The organism is Mycobacterium lentiflavum (assembly GCF_022374895.2).
GTDB lineage: Bacteria > Actinomycetota > Actinomycetes > Mycobacteriales > Mycobacteriaceae > Mycobacterium > Mycobacterium lentiflavum.
The window spans coordinates 1,094,533-1,117,250 of record NZ_CP092423.2 but is presented as its reverse complement, the minus strand read 5'-3'; the positions used below and the strand labels follow the sequence as shown (position 1 = coordinate 1,117,250).

Annotated in this window: 20 protein-coding genes and 1 pseudogene; 12 read left to right on the top strand and 9 right to left on the bottom strand. The window is 66.6% G+C overall.

Annotation, left to right across the window (positions count from 1 at the left end; translation table 11 throughout):
* The first annotated feature begins 72 nt into the window (after nucleotides 1-72).
* Both MJO58_RS05495 and MJO58_RS05490 read left to right on the top strand, forming a co-directional pair.
* Nucleotides 73-3,597 carry an amino acid adenylation domain-containing protein gene (locus MJO58_RS05495; RefSeq protein ID WP_239722221.1) on the top strand — a complete coding sequence of 1,175 codons (3,525 nt, stop codon included), beginning with the start codon at nucleotides 73-75 and terminating at the stop codon, nucleotides 3,595-3,597.
* A gap of 151 nt (nucleotides 3,598-3,748) precedes the next feature.
* Nucleotides 3,749-4,651, top strand: a complete 903-nt coding sequence (locus MJO58_RS05490) for a TauD/TfdA dioxygenase family protein (protein ID WP_090600594.1) — start codon at nucleotides 3,749-3,751, stop codon at nucleotides 4,649-4,651.
* Here MJO58_RS05490 and MJO58_RS05485 read toward each other — a convergent pair.
* From MJO58_RS05485 to guaB, 3 genes are all read right to left on the bottom strand, one after another.
* On the bottom strand, nucleotides 4,648-6,393 hold the full coding sequence (locus MJO58_RS05485) for a GMC oxidoreductase (protein WP_239722220.1): 1,746 nt from the start codon (nucleotides 6,391-6,393) through the stop codon (nucleotides 4,648-4,650). The genes MJO58_RS05490 and MJO58_RS05485 overlap by 4 nt on opposite strands.
* 111 nt (nucleotides 6,394-6,504) lie before the next feature.
* Nucleotides 6,505-7,632 carry a GuaB3 family IMP dehydrogenase-related protein gene (locus MJO58_RS05480; protein ID WP_090608504.1) on the bottom strand — a complete coding sequence of 376 codons (1,128 nt, stop codon included), beginning with the start codon at nucleotides 7,630-7,632 and terminating at the stop codon, nucleotides 6,505-6,507.
* A 14-nt stretch (nucleotides 7,633-7,646) separates the two neighbouring features.
* On the bottom strand, nucleotides 7,647-9,236 hold the full coding sequence (guaB, locus tag MJO58_RS05475; protein WP_090600592.1) for an IMP dehydrogenase: 1,590 nt from the start codon (nucleotides 9,234-9,236) through the stop codon (nucleotides 7,647-7,649).
* Nucleotides 9,237-9,386: 150 nt separating this feature from the next.
* Here guaB and MJO58_RS05470 point away from each other — a divergent pair, with 150 nt between their 5' ends.
* Entirely contained in the window at nucleotides 9,387-9,809 is a 423-nt protein-coding gene (locus MJO58_RS05470) for a DUF5319 domain-containing protein (RefSeq protein ID WP_090600591.1), read from the top strand.
* A gap of 20 nt (nucleotides 9,810-9,829) precedes the next feature.
* Here MJO58_RS05470 and MJO58_RS05465 read toward each other — a convergent pair.
* From MJO58_RS05465 to MJO58_RS05455, 3 genes and pseudogenes are all read right to left on the bottom strand, one after another.
* A pseudogene (locus tag MJO58_RS05465) lies at nucleotides 9,830-10,534 on the bottom strand (anti-sigma-D factor RsdA); the annotation flags it as partial.
* The gene (locus MJO58_RS05460; RefSeq protein ID WP_207768468.1) at nucleotides 10,527-11,102 is read right to left on the bottom strand and encodes a sigma-70 family RNA polymerase sigma factor; all 576 of its coding nucleotides are present in this window, start codon (nucleotides 11,100-11,102) and stop codon (nucleotides 10,527-10,529) included. The gene MJO58_RS05460 and the pseudogene MJO58_RS05465, both read right to left, overlap by 8 nt.
* Nucleotides 11,103-11,182: 80 nt before the next feature.
* Nucleotides 11,183-11,998 carry a hypothetical protein gene (locus MJO58_RS05455; protein ID WP_239722219.1) on the bottom strand — a complete coding sequence of 272 codons (816 nt, stop codon included), beginning with the start codon at nucleotides 11,996-11,998 and terminating at the stop codon, nucleotides 11,183-11,185.
* Between the two features lie 356 nt (nucleotides 11,999-12,354).
* On the opposite strand from MJO58_RS05455, the gene MJO58_RS05450 reads away from it, so the two are divergent.
* The 9 genes from MJO58_RS05450 to MJO58_RS05410 all read left to right on the top strand — a co-directional run bounded on the left by MJO58_RS05450 (nucleotide 12,355) and on the right by MJO58_RS05410 (nucleotide 19,900).
* Entirely contained in the window at nucleotides 12,355-12,663 is a 309-nt protein-coding gene (locus MJO58_RS05450; protein WP_036466967.1) for a WhiB family transcriptional regulator, read from the top strand.
* 280 nt (nucleotides 12,664-12,943) lie between these two features.
* Nucleotides 12,944-13,417: a nitroreductase/quinone reductase family protein gene (locus tag MJO58_RS05445; protein ID WP_239723174.1), complete on the top strand. Its 474-nt coding sequence runs from the start codon at nucleotides 12,944-12,946 to the stop codon at nucleotides 13,415-13,417.
* 57 nt (nucleotides 13,418-13,474) lie between these two features.
* On the top strand, nucleotides 13,475-14,494 hold the full coding sequence (locus MJO58_RS05440) for a GlxA family transcriptional regulator (protein WP_239722218.1): 1,020 nt from the start codon (nucleotides 13,475-13,477) through the stop codon (nucleotides 14,492-14,494).
* Between the two features lie 193 nt (nucleotides 14,495-14,687).
* Nucleotides 14,688-15,692: a GlxA family transcriptional regulator gene (locus MJO58_RS05435; RefSeq protein WP_239722217.1), complete on the top strand. Its 1,005-nt coding sequence runs from the start codon at nucleotides 14,688-14,690 to the stop codon at nucleotides 15,690-15,692.
* A 51-nt stretch (nucleotides 15,693-15,743) separates the two neighbouring features.
* A complete protein-coding gene (locus MJO58_RS05430) occupies nucleotides 15,744-16,565 on the top strand; it encodes an MBL fold metallo-hydrolase (RefSeq protein WP_239722216.1) in 822 nt (273 codons plus the stop codon).
* Complete coding sequence (locus tag MJO58_RS05425; RefSeq protein ID WP_090600584.1) at nucleotides 16,558-17,298, top strand: SDR family oxidoreductase; 741 nt, start codon at nucleotides 16,558-16,560, stop codon at nucleotides 17,296-17,298. The genes MJO58_RS05430 and MJO58_RS05425 overlap by 8 nt, the downstream gene beginning before the upstream one ends.
* A gap of 48 nt (nucleotides 17,299-17,346) precedes the next feature.
* Nucleotides 17,347-18,537, top strand: coding sequence for an acyl-CoA dehydrogenase family protein (locus tag MJO58_RS05420; RefSeq protein WP_239722215.1), 1,191 nt, complete (start codon nucleotides 17,347-17,349; stop codon nucleotides 18,535-18,537).
* 88 nt (nucleotides 18,538-18,625) lie between these two features.
* Complete coding sequence (locus tag MJO58_RS05415; RefSeq protein WP_090600582.1) at nucleotides 18,626-19,084, top strand: OsmC family protein; 459 nt, start codon at nucleotides 18,626-18,628, stop codon at nucleotides 19,082-19,084.
* 90 nt (nucleotides 19,085-19,174) lie between these two features.
* Nucleotides 19,175-19,900: a superoxide dismutase family protein gene (locus MJO58_RS05410; RefSeq protein ID WP_239722214.1), complete on the top strand. Its 726-nt coding sequence runs from the start codon at nucleotides 19,175-19,177 to the stop codon at nucleotides 19,898-19,900.
* A gap of 79 nt (nucleotides 19,901-19,979) precedes the next feature.
* On the opposite strand, the gene MJO58_RS05405 is transcribed toward MJO58_RS05410, so the two are convergent.
* The 3 genes from MJO58_RS05405 to MJO58_RS05395 are packed head-to-tail and all read right to left on the bottom strand — an operon-like array spanning nucleotide 19,980 to nucleotide 22,683.
* On the bottom strand, nucleotides 19,980-20,897 hold the full coding sequence (locus tag MJO58_RS05405; RefSeq protein WP_239722213.1) for an LLM class F420-dependent oxidoreductase: 918 nt from the start codon (nucleotides 20,895-20,897) through the stop codon (nucleotides 19,980-19,982).
* 53 nt (nucleotides 20,898-20,950) lie between these two features.
* Nucleotides 20,951-21,706 (bottom strand): class I SAM-dependent methyltransferase, encoded by a 756-nt coding sequence (locus MJO58_RS05400; protein WP_239722212.1) that lies wholly within the window; start codon nucleotides 21,704-21,706, stop codon nucleotides 20,951-20,953.
* Nucleotides 21,703-22,683, bottom strand: a complete 981-nt coding sequence (locus MJO58_RS05395; protein WP_259608746.1) for a methylenetetrahydrofolate reductase C-terminal domain-containing protein — start codon at nucleotides 22,681-22,683, stop codon at nucleotides 21,703-21,705. Before MJO58_RS05395 ends, MJO58_RS05400 begins: the two co-directional genes overlap by 4 nt.
* Between the last annotated feature and the right edge of the window lie 35 nt (nucleotides 22,684-22,718).

Below are 22,718 nucleotides of genomic sequence, written 5' to 3'. Positions count from 1 at the left end.
AGAGAAGCCTAATATAGGGTAGCCTCCACATAGTTAGGGCAGCCTTCACTAATTGCTGAGAGGTTTCACACAATGGGCCGCGGCGCGACAAGCTCACTCAGTGTCCGAGAGCAGGTCGCCGAGCTACTCGGCGTCGCCCCCGACGACGTAGACCCCGACGCCGACCTCATCGCCTCCGGACTCGACTCGATCCGGATGATGTCGCTGTCCGGCCGGTGGCGCCGGCAGGGCATCGACATCGGTTTCGCGGCGCTGGCCGAGAGCCCGACCGTCTCCGCGTGGACGCGGCTGGTATCGGCGCTGCGCGACAGCGCACCCAGCGACCGCGCACCCAACGACAGCGCACCCTACGACAGCGAGCCGAACGCGGCTGATCACGATGAGAGTGACACCTTCCCCCTGGCTCCCATCCAGCACGCATTGTGGCTGGGCCGCAACGAGGAACAGGCGCTCGGCGGCGTGGCCCCACACCTGTATGTCGAGTTCGACGGCGCCGGCGTCGACCCGGACCGGCTGCGGGTGGCCGCAGCCGCGCTGGCCCGCCGTCATCCGATGCTGCGGGTGGAGATCCTGCCCGACGGCACTCAGCGGATCACCGACCGCACGCTGCCGGTCGAGGTGGTCGACCTGCGTGACCTCGACGACGCCGCGACCGAACAGCGGCTCGAGGAGATACGCGAGGCGAAATCGCATCAGATCCTGCACGGCGTGGTGCTCGAAATCGCGCTGACGCTCATGTCCGGCGGGCGCACGCGCCTGCACGTCGACATGGACATGTCGGCCGCCGACGCCGTCAGTTACCGCAACTTCATGGCCGACCTGGCCGTGTTCTATCGCGGCGGCGAGCTGGCCGAGCTGGGCTACACCTATCGGGAGTACCGGGCTGCGCTGACGGCCGCGACGTCGGTGTCCGAGGCGGACCGGCAGTGGTGGGCCGAGCGCGTGCCCGACCTGCCCGAACCGCCGTCGCCCCCGCTGGTGCCGGCCTCCGAGCAGGCCAATCCGCGCCGCAACATCCGGCTCTGGCACTACTTCGACGCAGATATTCGCGAGGCGCTGTTGGCCGCGGCACACCGGCGTGGCATCACCCCGGCGATGGCGATCGCCGCGTCCTACGCCGGGACGCTGGCGCGCTGGTCCACCAATTCGCGGTTCCTGCTGAACCTGCCGATGTTCGGCCGCGAGCCGTTCCACGCCGATGTCGACAAACTCGTCGGCGACTTCACCACGTCGCTGATGCTCGACGTCGACCTCTCCGACGCGCCGACCGCGGCGGCCCGGGCCCGCGCCCTGCAGGAGTCGCTGCACGCCAGCGCCGCGCATTCCAGCTACTCGGGGCTGTCGATCCTGCGCGACCTGACCCGGCACCGCGGCGTGCCCACGCTGGCGCCCTTCGTCTTCACCAGTGGCCTCGGGCTCGGTGACCTGTTCGACGGCGAGGTCACCGAACAGTTCGGCAAGTGCGTCTGGCACATCTCGCAGGGGCCGCAGGTGTTGCTGGATTCCCAGGCCACCCCGTTCGACGGCGGCCTGCTGGTCAACTGGGACGTGCGCGCGGAGGCGTTTCGGCCGGGCGTCGCCGAGGCGATGTTCGCCTACCACGTCGCCGAGCTGAACCGGCTGGCCCACGACGACGCCGCCTGGGAGGCGCCCGACCCGCCCGCGCTGCCGGATGAACAGCGCGCCCTACGCGCCAAGCTCAACGGCGTGACCACGGTGCCGAGCGCAGAAGCGTTGCACGACGGCTTCTTTCGCTCCGCGGCCGCGCAGCCCGATGCGCCCGCGGTGTACAGCAGCCTGGGAAACCTGACCTACGCTCAATTGCGCGAGCAAGTCCTTGCCGTCGGTGCGGCGTTGCGGGCACACGGGGTCGGACGCGGCGACGCGGTCGCGGTGCTGGGCCCCAAGACCGCCGAGCAGATCCCGGCGCTGCTAGGCATTCACGCCGCCGGCGGCGTGTACCTGCCGATCGGCGTCGACCAGCCGGCCGATCGCGCCGCACGCATCCTGGGTGGCGCGGGCGTGCACTCGGCGCTGGTGTGCGGGCCCCGCACACCCGGGCTCGACGAACTACCGGTGCCCGCGCTGACCGTGTCGGAGGCCATCGCGCAGGGTCTTCCGGTCGCCACCGGCACCGAGCCGGCCGCCATCGATGCGGCCGACGTCGCCTACGTGCTGTTCACCTCGGGCTCTACCGGTGAACCCAAGGGTGTGGAAGTCAGCCACGACGCCGCGATGAACACCGTCGAGTTCATCAACTCCCACTTCGAGATCGGCGCCGACGATCGGTGCCTGGCGCTGTCCACCCTGGAATGCGACATCTCGGTGCTGGACATTTTCGCAATGCTGCGCGCCGGCGGCTCGATCGTGGTGGTGGACGAGGAGCAGCGGCGCGATCCCGACGCCTGGGCCCGGATGATCGAACAACACCGGGTCACCGTGCTGCACTGGCTGCCCGGCTGGCTCGAGATGCTGGTCGCGGTGAACTCGGGACGGATCTCGTCGGTGCGCGTGGTGCCCACCGGCGGCGACTGGGTGCGTACCGAGATGGTGCGCGCGCTGCGTGCCCAGGCGCCGCGGGTCCGCGTCGCCGGACTCGGCGGTGCGACCGAGACGGCCATTCACAACACCATCTGCGAGCCCGCGGAATTGCCGAAGCAGTGGGCCGCGGTGCCGTTCGGCCGCCCGTTGCCGAACAACACCTGCCGCGTGGTCGCCACGGACGGATCCGACTGCCCGGACTGGGTGCCCGGGGAGTTCTGGGTCGGCGGGCGCGGCATCGCCCGCGGCTACCGCGGCAGACCGGATCTGACCGAGAGCAAGTTCGTCGAGCATGACGGCGAGAAGTGGTATCGCACCGGCGATTTAGCGCGGTACCTGCCGGACGGAACGCTGGAGTTCGTCGGGCGCGCCGACCACCGGGTCAAGATCAGCGGCTATCGGGTCGAACTCGGCGAGGTCGAGGGAGCGCTCAACCGGCTCGACTCGGTGGACGGCGCCGTCGCCGCGGTGATCCCGGTCGCCGGGGACACCAGCCGCGAGCAGCTGGCGGCGTTGGCCCGGGTCACCGACCCCGCGCTGACACCGTCGCAGCTCACCGCCGCGGTGGCCGGATTCGTCCCGCCGCATATGGTTCCGGACCTCATCGTGCTGGTCCCCGAGATCCCCTACACCGTCGGCGGCAAGATCGACCGGAGGGCGGCGGGCGCGCTGCTCGCGGGTGCCGCGCAGCAGCGGGCCGCGGACACCGGGACGGGCCGGCGGGCGGCGTCGACACCGCTGGAACGGGTGCTGGCCGATATCACCGCCGGCCTGCTTCGGGTCGAGGCCGTGAGCGCCGACGACGACTTCTTCGGCCTCGGCGGAGATTCGGTGCTGGCCACCCAGCTTGTCGCACGCGTGCGCGCCTGGCTGGACACCCCCACCGTGATGGTTGCCGACATCTTCGCCGCCCGTAGTGTGGCGGCGCTGGCCGCCCTGCTTCAGGGCCGCGAACCGGGCAGCGATCGACTGGCCCAGGTGGCCGAGGTCTACCTCGAGGTGGCGGAGATGGAGCAGAACGACGTGGCCACCGCGCTGGACTCCACCGCATCCTGACAACCGGCGATTTCGCCGAATTTTCTCGCTGACCTGCTGCTTCGCGGTGGGAATTTTCGTGCGTACGCCCCCTTGCCGAATCTGTATACATTTGACTACACTCGGGTTAGTCAACTGACTACACTCGATGCTTCAGGCAAGGACGACAGACATGACAAACCAGATAACCGTCACCAAGCTGGGCAGCCGGATCGGTGCCCGGGTCGACGGGGTGCACCTCGGCGGCGACCTCGATCCGGCCGCCGTCGAGGAGATCCGCCGGGCGCTGCTGACCCACAAGGTCATCTTCTTCCGCGGTCAGCACCACCTCGATGACCAGCAGCAGCTGGCATTCGGTGGGTTGCTGGGCACGCCCGTCGGCCATCCGGCCGCCGGAGCGCTCGCGGCCAAAGGCACGCCGGTCGTCACGCCGATTAACTCGGACTACGGCAAGGCCAACCGCTGGCACACCGACGTGACGTTCGCCGCGAACTACCCGGCGGCCTCGATCCTGCGGGCGATCACACTGCCCCGCTACGGCGGATCGACACTATGGGCCTCGACGGTCGCGGCCTACGACGACCTGCCCGAGCCGTTGAAGTGCCTCGTCGAAAATCTGTGGGCGGTGCACAGCAACCGCTACGACTACGTGACCGCCGAAGCGGTCCTGTCGATGAGCGAGGCGCAGCGGGCGTTCCGGCAGGCGTTCGAAAAGCAGGAGTTCCAGACCAAACACCCGGTGGTGCGGGTGCATCCGGAGACCGGTGAGCGCGCGCTGATCGCGGGCAACTTCGTGCGCAACTTCGTCGGCCTGGACAGCCACGAGTCAAGCGCGCTGCTGGAACTGCTGCAAAAACGAATCACCAAGCCCGAGAACACTATTCGCTGGCACTGGGAGGCCGGTGACGTCGCCATCTGGGACAACCGGGCGACGCAGCACCGGGCGGTCGACGACTATGACGACCAGAAGCGGCTGATGCACCGGGTCACGCTGATGGGCGACGTGCCGGTCAACGTGCACGGCGAACGCAGCATGGTGGTCAAGGGTGCGCCGCTCGAGGTGATCGCGAGCTAGCCGACCGAACTCACCGGGTCGATCGGCAGCCAGCGCAGCGCGCCGGGCGCATCGGCCGGCACCACCGGGTGCTTCGGCGGAATCGGATCCAGCCGGCGATAGTCGTCGCCCTGCAGCGGCCGCAGATCCGTCTCGCCCTTGTTCGGCCACAGCGACGCGGCGCGCTCGGCTTGCGCGGTGATCGACAGCGAGGGGTTGACGCCCAGATTCGCCGAGATCGCCGCGCCGTCCACCACCAGCAGCGACGGGTAGCCGTAGACGCGGTGATACGGGTCGATGACGCCACGCTCGGGACTGTCGCCGATCACCGCGCCGCCGAGGAAATGCGCGGTCAACGGCATGTTGAACAGCTCGCCCCAGGTGCCCCCGGCAACGCCGTCGATCTTCTCCGCGATGCGGCGGGTGACCTCGTTGCCCACCGGGATCCATGACGGGTTCGGCTCGCCGTGCCCCTGCTTGCTGGAATACCAGCGGATGCCCAGCTTGCCGCGTTTGGTGAATGTGGTGATCGAGTTGTCCAGGTGCTGCATCACCAGTGCGATCATCGTGCGCTCGCTCCACTGCCGGGGATTGAGCAGCCGCAGCATCTTTCGTGGGTCCTCGCCGCCGGCGTCGAGCAGCTGCCGCCACCGTGGCACATAGTTTTCATCGGGGCCGTCGGGCCCTGGGCCGTCGGTCATCAGGGTCTGCAGCAGCCCCATCGCATTGGAGCCCTTGCCGTAGCGGCAGGGTTCGATGTGGGTGTCCGAGGTCGGATGGATCGACGACGTGATCGCCACCCCGTGCGTCAGGTCCAGATCCGGGCTGACCTCCAGCCGTCCGGCGCCGACGATCGACTCCGAGTTGGTCCGGGTCAGCACTCCCAACCGCTTTGACAGACGCGGCAATTTGCCCTTGTCGCGCATCTTGAACAGCAGATGCTGCGTGCCCCAGGTGCCCGCGGCCAGAATCAGGTGACTCGCGGTATACGTGCGCCGGTCCCGGCGCAGCCAGCTTCCGGTGCGCACGGTGCGAACCTCCCACAGCCCATCGGAACGCTGCTCGAAGCTCTTCACCGTCGTCATCGGAATGACTTGCGCCCCAGCCGATTCCGCGAGACCAAGGTAGTTCTTCAGCAGGGTGTTCTTGGCGCCGTAGCGACAACCCGTCATACAGCACCCGCATTCCAGGCAGCCGGTGCGATCGGGGCCCGCCCCGCCGAAGAACGGATCGGGCACCGTCTTGCCGGGCGTCTTGGTGCCGTCGGGACCGAAGAACACCCCGACCGGGGTGGGCACGAAGGTGTCGCCACAGCCCATCTCGTCGGCGACCTCCTTCATGATGCGATCGGCGTCGGTGAACGTCGGGTTGGTGACGACGCCCAGCATCCGTTTCGCCTGCTCGTAGTGCGGCATCAGCTCGCCGCGCCAGTCGGTGATGTGGCGCCACTGCTGGTCGTTGAAGAACGGATCCGGCGGCACGTACAGCGTGTTGGCGTAGTTCAGCGATCCGCCGCCCACCCCGGCGCCGGCCAGGATCATCACGTTTTTGAGCGGGTGAATCCGCTGAATGCCGTAGCAACCGAGCCGCGGCGCCCACAGGAACTTGCGCAAGTCCCACGAAGTCTTGGCGAACTCGTCGTCGGCGTAGCGCCGACCCGCCTCCAAAACGCCTACGCGGTAACCCTTTTCGGTTAACCGCAGCGCGCTGACACTGCCGCCGAACCCCGAACCGATGATCAGGACGTCATAATCTGGCTTCATCCCCACCAGTATGAACTTACCGACCAGTAACGAGCCAGTCCCTATCGGTCGTCACTCTGGCGTGACGCTCGGCGGCGGCGGCCACGCTGGCGTGACGCTCGACGCCGAAACTCAGATGCCGACGGTCAGGCCGACCTTCTGGAATTCCTTGAGGTCGCAGTAGCCGGCCTTGGCCATCGAGCGGCGCAGACCACCGACCAGATTCAGGCTGCCGAACGGGTCGTCGGACGGCCCGTTGAGCACCTGCTCGAGCGGCGGGCGCTCCCCGACGGCGATCTGCAGCAGGGCCCCGCGCGGCAACGACGGGTGCGCCGCCGCGGCCGGCCAGAACCAGCCGCCGCCGAGCGCCTCGTCGCTTTCCGCCAGCGGGGTGCCCAGCACCACCGCGTCGGCACCGCAGGCGATGGCCTTGGCCAGCTCGCCGGAGGTGTGGATATCACCGTCGGCCAGCACGTGCACGTAGCGGCCGCCGGTCTCGTCGAGATATTCGCGGCGCGCGGCCGCAGCGTCGGCGATCGCGGTGGCCATCGGCACGCTGATGCCCAGCACCTCGTCGCTGGTGGTCACGCCCCGGGTGGAGCCGTAGCCGACGATGACGCCGGCGGCGCCGGTGCGCATCAGGTGCAGCGCAGTGCGGTGATCGAGCACCCCGCCCACGACCACCGGCACGTCCAGTTCGGAGATGAAGCTCTTCAGGTTGAGCGGCTCGCCGTCCCGGGCGACGCGCTCGGCCGAGACGATGGTGCCCTGGATGACCAGCAGGTCGATGCCGGCCTGGAGCAGAACCGGGGTGAGCGACTGCGCGTTCTGCGGGCTGATCCGGACCGCGGTGGTCACGCCGGCCTCGCGGATGCGGGCCACCGCGGCGCCCAGCAGGTCCGGGTTCAGCGGCGCCGCGTGCAGCTCCTGCAGCAGCCGGATCGACGCCGAGGGCTCGGGTTCCTTTTCGGCGGCCTCGACCAGTTGCGCGATCTTGGCGTGCACGTCGGCGTGCCGGCCGATCAGGCCCTCGCCGTTGAGCACGCCCAGCCCGCCGAGCCGGCCCAGTTCGATCGCGAACTCCGGCGAGACCAGCGCATCGGTCGGGTGGGCCACCACGGGGATCTCGAAGCGGTACGCGTCCAGTTGCCAGGTCGTCGACACGTCCTGCGACGAGCGGGTGCGCCGAGACGGGACGATGCTGACTTCGCTGAGTTCGTAGGTGCGACGGGCGACGCGGCCCATCCCGATCTCGACCATGTTCAGTTCGCTGCTCACCGGGCGTAGTAGTTCGGTGCTTCGACGGTCATCGTGACGTCGTGGGGATGGCTCTCTTTGAGTCCGGCCGACGTGATACGGACGAACTGCGCCTGCTGCAGCACCTCGATGGTCGGCGAGCCGGTGTAGCCCATCGCGGCGCGCAGGCCGCCAGTCAGCTGGTGGATCACCGACGAGAGCGGTCCGCGGAACGGCACCCGGCCCTCGATGCCCTCGGGCACCAGTTTGTCCTCGGAGAGGGCGTCGTCGGCGAAGTAGCGGTCCTTGGAGTAGGACTTGCCGCCGCTGCGGCCCGCCATCGCGCCCAGCGACCCCATGCCGCGGTAGCTCTTGAACTGCTTGCCGTTGACGAAGATCAGCTCGCCGGGCGCCTCGGCGGTGCCGGCCAGCAGCGAGCCCAGCATGGCCGTCGATGCACCGGCCGCCAGCGCCTTGGCGATGTCGCCGGAATACTGCAGTCCGCCGTCGGCGATCACCGGCACACCGTGCGGTCCGCAGGCCGCCACGGCTTCCAGGATCGCCGTGATCTGAGGGGCACCGACCCCGGCGACCACCCGCGTGGTGCAGATCGAGCCGGGTCCCACGCCCACCTTCACCGCGTCGGCCCCGGCCTCGACCAGCGCCAGGGCGGCCGAGCGGGTCGCGACGTTGCCGCCGATGATCTCGACGCGGTCGCCTACCTCGGCCTTGAGCTTGCCGACCATGTCCAGCACCAGCCGGTTGTGGGCGTGCGCGGTGTCGACGATCAGCACGTCCACCCCGGCGTCGACCAGCATCATCGCGCGCACCCAGGCGTCGCCGCCGACCCCGACGGCGGCGCCCACCAGCAGCCGGCCGTCGCTGTCCTTGGTGGCCAGCGGGTGTTGTTCGGTCTTGACGAAGTCTTTAACGGTGATCAGCCCGGTCAACCGGCCGTGGCCGTCGACGACGGGCAGTTTCTCGATCTTGTTGCGGCGCAAAAGGCCCAGCGCGGCGTCGGCGGTGACCCCCTCGCGGGCGGTGATCAGCGGCGCCTTGGTCATCACTTCGGAGACCGGGCGGGTCTGATCGACCTCGAAGCGCATGTCGCGGTTGGTGATGATGCCGACCAGCGCGCCGGAGTCGTCAACGACGGGCAGGCCCGAGATCCGAAACCGAGCGCACAGCGCGTCGACCTGGGCCAGGGTGTTGTCCGGGCGGCAGGTCACCGGGTCGGTAACCATGCCGGCCTCCGACCGCTTGACCATTTCGACCTGGCCGGCCTGTTCGGCGACCGGCAGGTTGCGGTGCAGCACGCCCATGCCGCCGGCCCGGGCCATTGCGATGGCCATCCGCGACTCGGTGACGGTGTCCATCGCCGAGCTGACCAGCGGCACCCGCAGCCGGATCTTTTTCGTTAGCTGGCTAGAGGTGTCGGCGGTGGCCGGAACCACATCGGAAGCGGCGGGCAGCAGCAACACGTCGTCGTAAGTCAGGCCCAGCATCGCCACCTTGTTGGGGTTGTCTCCCCCGGTCGGCACGCCGTCGTCGGCCAGACCGCCGACCCGCAGGTAGGGACTTGCGACCAGGTCGGAGCTGTCTTCGAGGTGGGACGTGCCACGGGACATCGGTGAAACCCTCCATACGCGCGCGGAGCGAGAATCTCATCCTATCGGTCCCGGACGTCGGGGAGTCGCACCTGTTGGCGCGCCGCCCGGCCCAATCGACGCGCGGCTGCCTGCTGGCGTTACCACGGCCTGGCTGCGTAGGCTAGGGGCGTGCGTGACCACCTCCCCCCGGGTTTGCCACCCGACCCTTTCGCGGACGACCCATGTGACCCGTCGGCGGCGCTGGACGCTGTCGAACCTGGACAACCGCTGGATCAGCAAGAGCGGATGGCGGTAGAGGCAGACCTGGCCGATCTGGCCGTATACGAAGCCCTGTTGGCGCACAAGGGAATTCGCGGACTCGTGGTGTGTTGCGACGAGTGTCAGCAAGACCACTATCACGACTGGGACATGCTGCGCGCCAACCTGCTGCAGCTGCTGATCGACGGCACCGTCCGCCCGCACGAGCCCGCTTACGACCCCGAGCCGGACGCCTACGTGACGTGGGATTACTGCCGGGGGTACGCCGACGCGTCGCTCAACGAAGCCAATGAGTTCCGGTCAGACGCCGACGGATTTCACCGCCGCCACTAAGCGATCGCGCTGCCCGGTTAGGGCGATTTACGGGGCACCGAAGGGGTTGTGCTCGGGCTGATTGCCTTTGGGGCCTGCGGCGCCGGTAGCACCACGGAGTTCGGCGTCGGCGCGGCGGGCGGGAGCGTCGCGTTCGGATCGCGCGAATCGACTTTCGCGTTGAGCAGATCGATCTCGTCCAACAATTCCTTGCGGCCCGCACTGTCGTTCATCGACGCAACGGTGCTGCTGACTTCCGCGAGCTGATTCTCGGCCTGGGTCCATTGCCCCTTGTCGATCAGTTGCTGCACCTTCGCCAAATCGGCCTTGGCGGACAACATGATCTGGTTCTGGTTGCTTCGCGGCTCGTCGAAGAACATCGAGTGCAGGCCGTAGAGCGATCCACCGGGACGCGCCTCGACGACCATGGCGCCGAAACCGCTGAGGGCGATCAACGTCGCCGCCACCGAGCCGATCGTCGCCAGGCCGCGCCGGCTACGTCGCTGCTCGACCATTCCGGCGCGCAGCGCGCCGACGGCCTCCTCCGGCGAAACCAGGGCGCTGGCGGGTGGCCACCGCAGGTCGTCGCGCCAATCCCCCAGCAGTGCGGTGAGCGCGTCCTCGTTGGGATCGTCGACATCGATCGGCGCACGTTCGGCGAGTGCGTCGAGGAGCAGATCGCTCCGGGTCAACTCGTCGAGCCCCGGTCGGTCCGTAAAACCAGATTCAGGCCAAAATTCAGGCATAGTCCCCCGCCGCAACCATCTCGGATTTGAGCCGCGACAAAGCTCGGTGCTGAGCTACCCGGACGGCTCCTGGTGTTGCGCCCACGGCGGCAGCGGTCTCTTCGGCAGACAGACCGACGACGACGCGAAGAATCAGGATCTCGCGCTGCTTGGCGGGCAGGATCTCGAGTAATTCATTCATGCGGCTGACCGAATCGGCTTCGAGGGCCCGCTGCTCGGGGCCCGCCTCGGACGACCAGCGCTCGGGAACGGATTCGGAAGGGTAGGCGAGATCGCGGCCGGCGGCGCGATGGGCGTCGGCCACCTTGTGCGCCGCAATGCCGTACAGAAAGGCCAGAAAGGGACGTCCTCGATCGCGGTAGCGCGGCAGGGCGGTCAGAGTCGCCAAGCACACCTCCTGAGCCACATCGTCGGCTGTCAGGCCACCCCGCTCGACTGTGCCGACTCGCGCCCTGCAATATCGCACCACAATCGGACGGATGGTCTCCAGCACCTCCCGTAGGGCGTTTCCGTCTCCCGCTACGGCTTCGGCAACCACAGCGTCGAGACGTTCCGCTTGAATTGTCATCGACGGCGGTATCTCCAACGTTACAAACGAGGCACATCGCGGGCTAACTCTCGCAATGACAATAACGGCCGAAAGCCGTTTCAGCCGGAAGGCCAGGTTCCACCGGCGCGCCGCACCTGGCCTGCGCAGATATCCCTAATTTCGGCCAATTTCGGCCCAGAAATCGTGACGCTTTGGATATCGAACAGCAAGCAAGCCGAGGCCCAACGAAGCGGTATCAGGCCCAGACGGCCGGTGGCGTCCAGCGCGGCGTCGGCCACGGCACGGGCGCGGTCGATCTCGCCGGCGCTACACAGCGCGGCGGCGAGCACCACGTCGCTTTTGACTCGGTGCCGCTCCGAGGGTCGCTCCATGGCTTGGGCGAGCTCGACGGCCTCCTCCGCATAACCGACCGCGACCGCGCCGTCGCCGCGGGCCATCGCCAACTCGGCGCCCACCCAGCGCCGGCGCACCGGCAGCCGGTCCGGCACGCCCGCCGTCAGCTCCGCGTCCGCGCGAGCCAACAATGTCGCCGCCGCAGCGAAACGGCCGACGCCCAATGCGTCGGCCGCCAGTCCGATCAGCGCATCGGCGCGGGCTTCGGGATCGGTGCCGGCCAGCGCGAGCGCTCGGCCGTCCCAGCCCCGAGCCCGCGCGTGCCAACCGAGTTGGCGCAGAAACGATCCCTGGGTGCTGTGCGCCAGCGAGAGCAGCGGGCCCGACACCAGGTCGCGGCGTAACACCGCCAGGTCTCGGTCGGCGCTGCCGTAGCGACCCTGCCCGCCGGCCGCGACGGCCCGCAACCAGAGTTCGCTCGGGGTCCTCGCCGTCGGCAGCGGCCAGCGGGCCGGCTGGTCACCGAAAGCGGCCGCGGCCAGCGCCGGCGCACTGATCGAAGTGTGACCAGTTTCAATCACGGTGATAGTAGTAAACAGTTCGTGCTGCTGGTGTTACTGAAATGTTAATCACGATCATCTCTGTAATAAATGGCTTGTAGCCGCCCCTGCGCCCTGAGCTGGGAAATCTCGGTTTGATCAAGTCCCTGGTAGCACCGTTCTCCTACGCCAAATGCGTGGCTGATGAACGCAGAGTTAATTCTCCTCCAACCTCTATATACTTTGTCACACTAAGGGCCTATTGACGTAAATTCACCGCCCCACCTAAGTTCTAGCAATGACGGGTAGTCATCGGTGACGCCACCCTTAAATCAGTTGCACACTCACTTTTGCGAACCCAACCCCCCGTGGGTGCGCCGTGCAGGAGGGAACTAGCCATGCCACAGCCGGAGCAGCTACCTGGGCCCAACGCGGACATTTGGAGCTGGCAGCTGCAAGGACTGTGCCGCGGCGTCGACTCCTCGATGTTCTTTCACCCCGACGGGGAGCGTGGCCGGGCCCGCATGCAGCGTGAGCAGCGCGCCAAGGAGATGTGCCGGCAATGCCCGGTGATCCAGCAGTGCCGCTCGCACGCACTCGATGTCGGTGAGCCGTACGGGGTTTGGGGCGGCCTGTCCGAATCCGAACGCGACATGCTGCTCAAGGGCGACATCGGCCGCAATCGCGGCATCCGCCGCTCGGCCTGATCGAAGGTCCGCGCCGCAGCGATCTCTGATCGGATTACGCTGAGGCGTGGCCGGATTCGAGCGCAGAACGGCGTTCACAGTGCTTTCCTAGCCGGCGACTGCTGCGCACACTCGTGGCGTGGACTACAGCTCACCCCTGCCCCCTCAGCAATCGCCTGCCACGTCAACTCCGCAAGCGCGGGACATCCCTCGCGAGCCTGATGGGGGTTCCGACACCACGCCCATCCCCATCGTCAGCCCCGGGCACTCCGTCGCCCATCGAGTCGTCGGCAGAATAGCGATGACTCCTCTGGGTCTTCGTTTCATTCGCGATATCGGTAATCGGCTAGACCCCCGACTTCTCCGGATCACCGCGGGACGTCTGTCGTCTGTGTGGCCGTTTCCTGCGGTGCTCGTCACCCACACCGGAGCCAGGTCGGGCCGAACGCGCACCAGTGCGTTGGTGTATTTCACGGACCGCGGGCGCATCATCTTGATCGCGACAAACTTTGGCGCCCAGCGCAATCCGTCTTGGTACTACAACATGAAAGTGAACACAAAGGTCGAAGTCTACGGACACCGCTTGCAAGGACGATTCGTGGCCGAAGAGATCCTTGGGGCCGAGCGCGACCGCCTGTTCCAGCGCGCGGCGGATGCGCCCGGGCCATACGGCAAATACCGCGCTGTAGCACGCGAGAAGAATCGATACGTACCCGTGCTAGCGCTTACGCCGGAAAGCAGCAGCCGAGCGCACAACCGTATCGACCTACGATGAAGCAGGCAACGACATCGGCCACTGCAGCCGACGGACATAGTGGAGTGTGGAGGTCTCATGCCACGCAGCACAACCAATGTCGCGGTGCTGATGTTCAGCGGTGCATCCCTATTCGAGATGTCGGTCCCGATCAGTGTGTTCGGGATGGACCGCTCCGACAGCGGGGCGCCGAAATTCTCGCTGCTGCCGATTGCCGCGGACCGGCGTCCGGTGATCAGCACCGGCGGCGTCAAGATCCGCGCGGAATATGGCTTGCGAGATCTGGACACCGCCGGGATTGTCATCGTTCCCACGTGGCACGAAACAGACCATGAAGCAGACGAAGCGCAGCTGGAACGAACGGTGGAAGCCATCCGCAATGCCCACGCCGACGGAGCCATTGTGGTGGGGCTATGCATGGGCACCTTCGCGCTTGCGGCCGCCGGACTGCTCCACGGCCGTCGCGCCGTGACACACTGGCGGCATACAGCCGAGTTGGCGGCCCGCTACCCCACGGTACGAGTCGACCCCGCGGTGCTGTACGTCGACGACGGCGATGTCGTGACCAGCGCCGGAGGTACCGCCGGGTTGGACGCCTGCCTACACATCGTGGCTCGATTTTGGGGCGTCAAAGCCGCCACGGCCATAGCCGATCGTATGGCGAGTCCCCCGCAGCGGTCCGGCGCGCAAACGCAACTGATTCCCGATGCGATCCTTGCCGGCGGCGACCGTGCTCGGTTGAGCGAAATAATGGAGTACGTCGTTCGCAATCTGGACCGCCAGTTGGATATCGATGATCTGGCAACGCAATTCGATTTAAGTCGTCGCACCTTCGATCGTCGCTTCCGTGAGGCCACCGGGCTTTCTCCGGTCCAATGGGTACTGCATCAGCGCGTGTTCCGCGCTCAACACCTGCTCGAGGAAACGGATCTCACCGTCGACGCGATCGCGCACCACATTGGACTATCCAACGCCGTATCGCTACGACCCGTGTTCCGCCGCGTGGTGGGACTGAGTCCCCAGGCTTACCGATCCGGCTTTCGCAGCCGCACGCGCGACGACCGGTCGCAGAGCCTTCGTCGTGAAGGTGCCGACTAAGGGCAACCGACGAATGGACGGCCACCAAGGGCATCGATTGCGGTTGTCGCACAGCATTATTCGAGCTCATCCTGTGTCGGCCTCCGCTATCACGAGCGTCCACTTGCTCCTCGGATCGCAGCGGTGCACCCTGGCAATGGCGCGTGGCGCAGCAGCACGGCGTCCGGAAGAAATGTCGAGGGAGGGGTTGGCGATGGCTCGGGATGCGAACGCAATCGCCGTCGTGCTTTTCGACCGGGCTCCAATGTTCGAGACAGCGGTTCCGTTGAATGTGTTCGGCGCAGACCACACCGACGCCGGAGTGCCCGCATTCCGGTTGCTCGTGATCGCAGGCGAGAAGGGCCTCTTGACGACGACGGGCGGACTCATCGTCGAGGCGCCGTTTGACCTCGATGCTCTCAGCGAAGCCTCCATCGTTGTCCTGCCCAGCTGGCGCGATCCCGCCGAGCGTCCGCCTGAGCCGGCCTTGGCCGCAATCCGCGCCGCGCACGCCGACGGAGCAACCATCGTCAGCTTCTGCCTGGGAGGCTTCGTTTTGGCAGCTACGGGCCTACTCGACGGAAGGCGCGCCGTCATGCACTGGTTTCACACGCCGACGTTGGCGGCGATGTATCCAGAGATCAGAGTCGACGGCGAAGCATTGTTCTCCGACGACGGCGACATAGTCACCGCGGCAGGTACCGGAGCCGCGTTGGACGCCTGCCTGCACGTGATCGAGCGCATCTGGGATCAGAACGCCGTCACGGTGATCTCGCAACGGATGATCATGGCTCCGCGCCGAGTTGGCACCCGCCCCCAGCTCCGCTACCTCGCCCCGTCGAAGACCGGTTCGTCCTCAGCCGTCGCGCAGGTGATGACGTTCGCCATGGACCATATCGCCGAGCCGTTCGGCGTCGATGAGTTAGCTCGTAAGGCGGGACTGAGCCGACGCACCTTTGATCGGCATTTTCGCGACCTCGCGGGAATGCCCGCCATGCAGTGGTTGGTCTGGCAGCGGGTGTTTCGCGCTCAGCGGTTGTTGGAAGAAAGCGGTGACCCCATCGAGGACATCGCAAGACGGTCTGGTTTCAAGAACCCGTTGTCGCTTCGGCGTCAGTTCTATCGCCACCTCGGTGTCAGCCCGATGCACTACCGCAAGCAACATGGGCGCACCACAGCAGCCAGAGCTGCGAGCCGATTGGCCGAAATCGATCGATAGCTAGCCTCAGAGGTGCTCATCGCCGGGCCGTCGGCGCCGCATCATGGCGCTATGACCATATCGAAAACCGATGCGGCTTCGGCGTTGTCGAGTGCCACGACGACAATTCAAATGATCGGCGGGCCAACCGCGATTCTGGAATTAGGCGGGTGGAGGCTATTGACCGATCCGACCTTCGACCCGCCCGGTGATCATCCGGTCGGCGAGCGAAACTTGGTCAAAACTAGTCATCCCGCTGTGCCCGTCGGACGTGTGGGCGCCATCGACGCCGTGCTGCTATCCCACGACCAGCACCCGGACAATCTTGATCGAGCGGGTCGCAAACTACTCGAACGGATGCCGCTGGTGCTGAGCACGGCGGCCGCGGCTCAACGACTCGGCGGCACCGTGCGCGAGCTGCCGCCCTGGCGGCATCACCGGATGGTGCGACCCGATCGCCGCGACTTGACGGTCACCGGTGTGCCCGCGCAGCACGGCCCCGCAGGCACCGAGCATTTGACCGGTGAGGTTCGCGGTTTCGTCCTGTCGGGTGACGGACTGCCGACCATCTACATCAGCGGTGACAACGCCTCCCTGAACGTGGTGCGCGATGTCGTCGATCATGCGGGTCCGATCGACATCGCCGTGCTGTTCGCGGGACGGGCCCGCAGCCCGTTGATGGACGCCTACCTCACCATGAGTGCCGACCAGGCATCCCGCGCCGCCGAAATCCTCGATTCGCCGGTGGTGATCCCGATGCATGTCGACGGCTGGCAACACCTCACCGAGGACGCCGTCCTCATTTCGAAGGCGTTCGCCCGGCGCGGGTTGCTGGACAGACTGCGCGTGATAACGCCCGGCGTCGTGACTCTGATATCGGTCAGTCGTGCCTGACGGCGTCGCGGGAAAGCGCACGCTAATTTTCGGTGGAGCCGGAGGTATCGGCCGGGCGACAGCCACAGCGCTGGCAGCCCGCGGAGCGTGCGTCGCGCTTGCCGACATCGACCCGCAACAGCTCGATGCCGCCGCTGAATATCTTGCGTCACAGGGGCATATCGTGCGGACGTACCAGGTCGATGTCCGTTTACGCCATGACGTGCGAAAGGTCGCCGACGCGGTGTTCGACGACCTTGGCCGACTCGACGTTCTGATCAACGCGGCCGGGATCATGCTGATGAGCCCCGTGACGGAGCTGCGCACGGACGAGTGGGAGCTCAGCATCGATCTGAATCTCAAGGGCGTGCTGTGGGGCATCGCCGCGGTGCTCCCGACATTCCTGAAGCAGCGTTCTGGCCACCTCATCACGCTGGGTTCGATCCACGGGCTTAACGTATTTCCCGGCGGCGCGGCGCATTCCGCCTCCAAATTCGCGGTGCGTGCCTTCAGCGATGGACTGCGCGCCGAACTCGCTGGACACGGCATCCGGGTGACTACGGTCATGCCCGGCGCGGTCGCTACCGGCATGCAGGACAAGACAACTGGCAGTCAGCGGGACGAGATACAGGCAATCTATGCGGACGCGATCCCATCGGTCACCGTCGCCAACGCCATCGCCTTCGCCATCGATCAGCCCGATTCGGTTTCGATCAACGAGGTCGTCGTGCGCCCGACCGTCCAACGATGGTGACGGGAAATGACACCACCGTCACAGCAGAGCATCCGGGGAGGACGAACAATGTCAAAAAGTGAGCAGGCGATGGAGCAGAACGACAATCAGTTGGTCGCGCATGCAGAGGCGCTGCAGGATCTCCTCCGGTATCACGCGGCGAGCGGCGAGATGCGGAATCACCTCACGCCCGAAGTGATCGAAAGTCTCGCCGCGTCGGGTCTGTTCCGCCTGATGAAGCCGATCAGATTTGGCGGGACGCCAACGGATTTGCAATCAGTACTCGCAGTTACCGAAGCACTCGGCATCGCAGACGGGTCAGCCGCATGGGTGGTCGGCGTCGCAGCGACCGGAGCATGGATGGCAGCTCACCTTTCAGACGACGGTCAGCAGGAGGTTTTCGGAGGCACTCCAGACAGTCGAATCGCAGGTGGCACAACCGAAGTGCCGGCGCGACGTGTCGACGGTGGGCTGCGGGTAAGCGGACGGTGGAGTTACGCGTCCGGCGCCGACGACGCCGACTGGGCGGCAATCGTTGCAACGCTTCAAGATACGCCAGAACAGCCCGCCACACCGTATTGGTGTCTGGTACCGGCTGACGAGGTGACACTGGAACATACCTGGGAGACGGTCGGCATGTGCGGCACTGGCAGCAACACCTTCGTTGCCGATGACGTTTTTGTTCCCGAACGCCGAATGCTCAATCTTGCCAGCTTGATCGACGGCGCCGCGCCAACACCCCACGACGACGAGGTCTACCGCATGCCTTACGCGCCGGTCGCGCTGGTGGGAATACTTGGACCGCTGTTGGGCATGGGACGGGCCGCTTTAGAGTTGGTCACCGCGAAGGCGGAAGCCAAAGCAATACGCTACACCATCTTCGATCGGCAGTCCGAGTCTATCGGTGTGCAACTGCAGGTCGCGGACGCCGCACTCAAGCTGCGCACCGCGCGACTCCATGTTTGCGACATAGCCCAGGTAACACAGGTCGCCGCGCACGCCCATACGCTGCCCAAACACATTGAGCGAGCAGCATTTCGGGCACAAAGTAGCATGGCGGCGCAGTGTGTCATCAGCGCGATCAATATTCTCGTGAACGTCCACGGATCTGCGTCATTCGCGAAACAAAATCCCTTGCAACGTATTTGGCGCGATGCGAACACCGCCGCACGCCATGCCGGGCTGAACGCCGCGATCGGCGCAGAGATCTACGGGAAGGCACTTCTGGGCATAGGCGAGTCAGTGAGCCCCATCGTTTGATCGGGGGAATTCGCGGCATTCGCGGCCGCGGCCGTCCCCGATCGGATTACCCTGAGGTCCACCCCACAGCCGTGCAAAGATCCGTCGTATGACCACACAGGAGTCGGAACAGGACGCCGCCGAGGGCACGGTGACCGTGACGCAGGCCGGTTCGGGAACGTATACGCAGCGGATCACCGCAGGACGCCACCGGCTCGTCGCCGACGAGCCGCAGCCGATCGGCAATGACGCCGGCCCAACCCCGTACGATCTGCTGCTGGCCGCGCTGGGTTCGTGCACCTCGATGACGCTGCGCATGTACGCCGATCGCAAGGGCTGGGCACTAGAGAAAGTTCAAGTGACGTTGCGGCATCAGCGTATCCATGCACAAGACTGCGCCGACTGCGAAACCAAGACCGGCTGGATCGATCACATCGATCGCGAGATCGAGTTGACCGGCGACCTCGATACCGCGCAACGAGATCGGTTGCTGCTCATGGCCGAACGCTGCCCGGTCCATCAGACACTGACCTCCGAGATACGGGTCGCCACCTCGCTACGGGATTAGGCCGCGTCAGCAGCGCGTCAATTGCCTGCTCCAACCTCGAGCCGGATAGGGCGTCGTTTCGACAACTGCTCGGGTGGGTAGGCCGGACGTATGAATAAGGGCGCATACTTCGCCGTCCCTGCGCTGACTGCAACCGTCGCTGCGCTGGCGGCCTGCACCAGCCAGCAGGGCAACCAGGCCGGCACGTCGTCGTCCACCAGCTCGCCGCCCGGCGCCGAGCACATGACCACGCAGTTGAAGAGCGCCGACGGGACGCAGGTCGGCACCGCGACCATCGACTTCGCCAACGGCTACGCCACGGTGACCGTGGAGGCCGGACCCAACCAGGTGCTCAGCCCCGGCTTTCACGCGCTGATGATCCACGCGGTGGGCAGGTGCGACGGACCGGAGTTCGCGTCCGCGGGAAGCGTTTACCAGGCGCCGGATCACACGGGCTTTCCCGCCAGCGGCGACCTCACCGCGTTGCAGGTGCGCTCTGACGGCTCGGCGAAGCTCGTCACCACCACGAACTTGCTGACCGCCGCGAACCTGCGCAACAGCGCGGGATCGGCGCTGATCGTCCACCAAGCCGCGGACAACTTGAGCAGTCCGGCCCCCGATGAATCGAACAAGCGGGTGGCCTGCGGCGTGATCGCCGCGCCGTCCGCGTCGTCCACCACGACGACCAGCAGTGTGACGACGGTGACCACGACGGCCGTCGTGCCGCCGCCTTCCGTCAGCACCAGCACCGTCACGGTCACCAGCCTCCCGACCATGCCGTCGACGGTGCTCACGCCGACCACCGCGACGCGGCCGAGCCTTCCGCCCGGCACCTGATTACGGCGTATTGGCGGTTGCGCAGGTGCGACTACCGTTGGGCGACCTAGCAATTCGCCCTAGTCCGCCCCCGGGATGCTTAGGCGTCCACCAGCGGCCGGAGCGCCTCGCCCACCTTCGTGATGACGCCGGGCGTGTAGCCGTGGGTCGGAAGGTTGACGATCACGCCGTCCACGCCCACGTCGAGCACTCGGCGTTTGATTTCATCGGCTACCTGGTCTGCAGTGCCGATCACCGCCCGGCCGCCAAGGGCCTCGCCGATGTTGGCGGGCGCGTCGCCGAGCACCACCGTCAGCAGGGTGCTGGTCTCCAAAGTTGCCGGATCCCGGTCGATTTCGGCACAGCGCTGCCGCAGTACCTCCAGCTTGCCTGGGAGGGCATCGATGTCGGCGATCAGGTTGAGGTGGTCGGCGTAGCGGGCCGCCAATCGGAACGTCTTCTTCTCGCCGCTGCCGCCGAGCATGACCGGGATGTGGTCGCGATAGCGGGGCTCGTTGATCGCGTTCTCGGTGTGATACCACTTCCCGTCGAAGGTCGGCCGCTCACCGTGCAGCATCGGCACGATGATCTGCAGCGCTTCGTCGAGTTTTTCGAAGCGCTCCGTGAACGTGTCGAAGTCGAATCCCAGCTGCCTGTGTTCCAGTTCGAACCAGCCCGCCCCGATACCCAGGATGGCGCGTCCCGCGCTGACCACGTCGAGCGTCGTGATCGCCTTAGCCAGCAGGGTCGGGTTGCGATAGGTGTTTCCGGTGACAAGCGTCGAGAGCTGCACCCGCTCGGTCGCCGTGGCCAGCGCCCCCAGCGCGGTATAAGCCTCCAGCATGGGTTCGTCGGGCTCACCCAGTCCGGGCAATTGATAGAAGTGGTCCATCAACAGCGCAGTGTCGAATCCGGCGGCCTCGGCCTCGGCGGCCTGCGCCTTTACCGCAGGAAACAGCTCGGCGACGGACGTGCCATAGGAGAAGTTCGGGATCTGCAATCCAAGTCTGATAGTCACGCCCTCTTACAACCGCCCCCGGGACCCATCGCATTCCGGGTTGGGCAGAATTCTTAGGCGCGGCGCAGCACCAGCAGCTCGCCGGTGAGCTTGCCGTCGGCCAGCAGGTCGCCGATGGCCGAACTCTGACGCTCGGCCAGCCGCCACACCTCGGTGTGCCCGTACCGCTCGCCGAGCGCCCTCTCGACGGTGTCGACGCGCCGATTCCACTCCTGGGGTATGGCGGGCAGACTCGAAGTCCCCGTCCACTGCTCGACCTTCAGCCCGGATCTATCTATCAGGCCGAGCAGGTTATCGGACGTCGGAAAGTGGTTCCCCTCAAGCTGATTGGACGCATCCTCGTGGTGCGCGACGAACGCGAGCAACCCGATAGTGCCGCCGGTCCGCACGCTGCGACGTAGTTCCTCGAGCACCGCGAGTTGATTCGGCGTCGTGCACAACACCCCCAATGACCAAGCGGCGTCGAATGTTTCGTTCGGCCACGGCAACGTGGCCCCATCCGCACAGACCACCGGATAGCCGAACAGCTTTCGGGCAGCGCGGCAGGCGCCCACTGCCGGCTCTGCGAGCACCGGGTGCACCGAACACGATTGCGCCGCATACGCGGCGGGCCCCCCGACGCCCGCGCCGGAGTCCAATAACCGCGCGCCGGGCTGCAGCCCCATCTGGTCGATCAGCCAGTCCAAGGCGGCCGGGCTGCCGCTGCCCCGGCACCCCGCGGGTACGTAATACGGCGTGCCGAGGTCCACCGCAACTTGCGCCGTCCATTCCGCAACCGTGTCGAACTCGGCCTCCATTGCCTCGGTCACGACACCTCCTCCAGGATCAGACGACCCACCTCGGCTTTGATTTCGGCTCCTACCCGGCCGCCCGAGGCCGATGCGAGACCGGAGACGTTGACGCCGTCGACACCCTCGATGCACAGCAGCGCGCGCGCCTCCTCGACCGCCGCGGCGATCCCGGCCGCCACCGGATCGGCGGCGTCGAGCACTTGTTCGGTGACGGCCTGGTCGAGTTCGAGTCCGGGCAGCCCCTGGAGCACCGCTGCCGACACGCTGTCGGTGAACACCGCGACCGCCGCGATCACCGGGATGGACAAGCCCGCCGACGTCGCCGCGACCATGAACTCGTCGATCATCTTCGGGAACGGAACGTGGTTGAGCACCGCCAAACTCGCTCCCGCGCGCTGCTTCTGGACCAAGCGATCGGGCCGGGCGTGCACGGGCGGCGCCGTCGGCGTTTCGGGTACCGCCGCGATCATCCCCACCGAGGCGGCCAGCGCGACCAGCCGCGGCCCGTCGAGATCGAAGGTCTGCGTGACGTCCGGCCGCACGTCGTAGCCGCGCCCGTCTCCGGTCACACACAACACCGTTTCCACGCCGAGGGTGTGCAGCCCTCGGAGCTCCTGCTCGAGCACGACCCGGTTGCGGTCCCGACATGACAGCGTGATCCAGGGCGTGACGCCGGCATCCAGCAACAGTGAGCCCATCAGCGTTGGGGGGAAGTCCGGTTTGTTCTGATGCTCACCGACCAGGACGGCATCGCATCCGGAGGCAAGGACGGCGGCCGTCGCCGCGATGTCGTTGCGGTCGAACGGCGTAGCGCTGAAGTCGGTCAACACCAGTGGCGCGCGCACGGGTCGCGGTGCAGGCTGCACTCCCGACCACCGTACGACATCGCCGAATGCGCAGTCGCCGGGGCGCATTTCGCACTGCCCGTCGGGCCGCACCCCGCCGCATGGCCCGAACTCCATGCGTTTCGGACAGGCTGATTCCGTCGACGTCACCGCAGACGTGTACCCCGCCGCGGACGTCGGCAAGC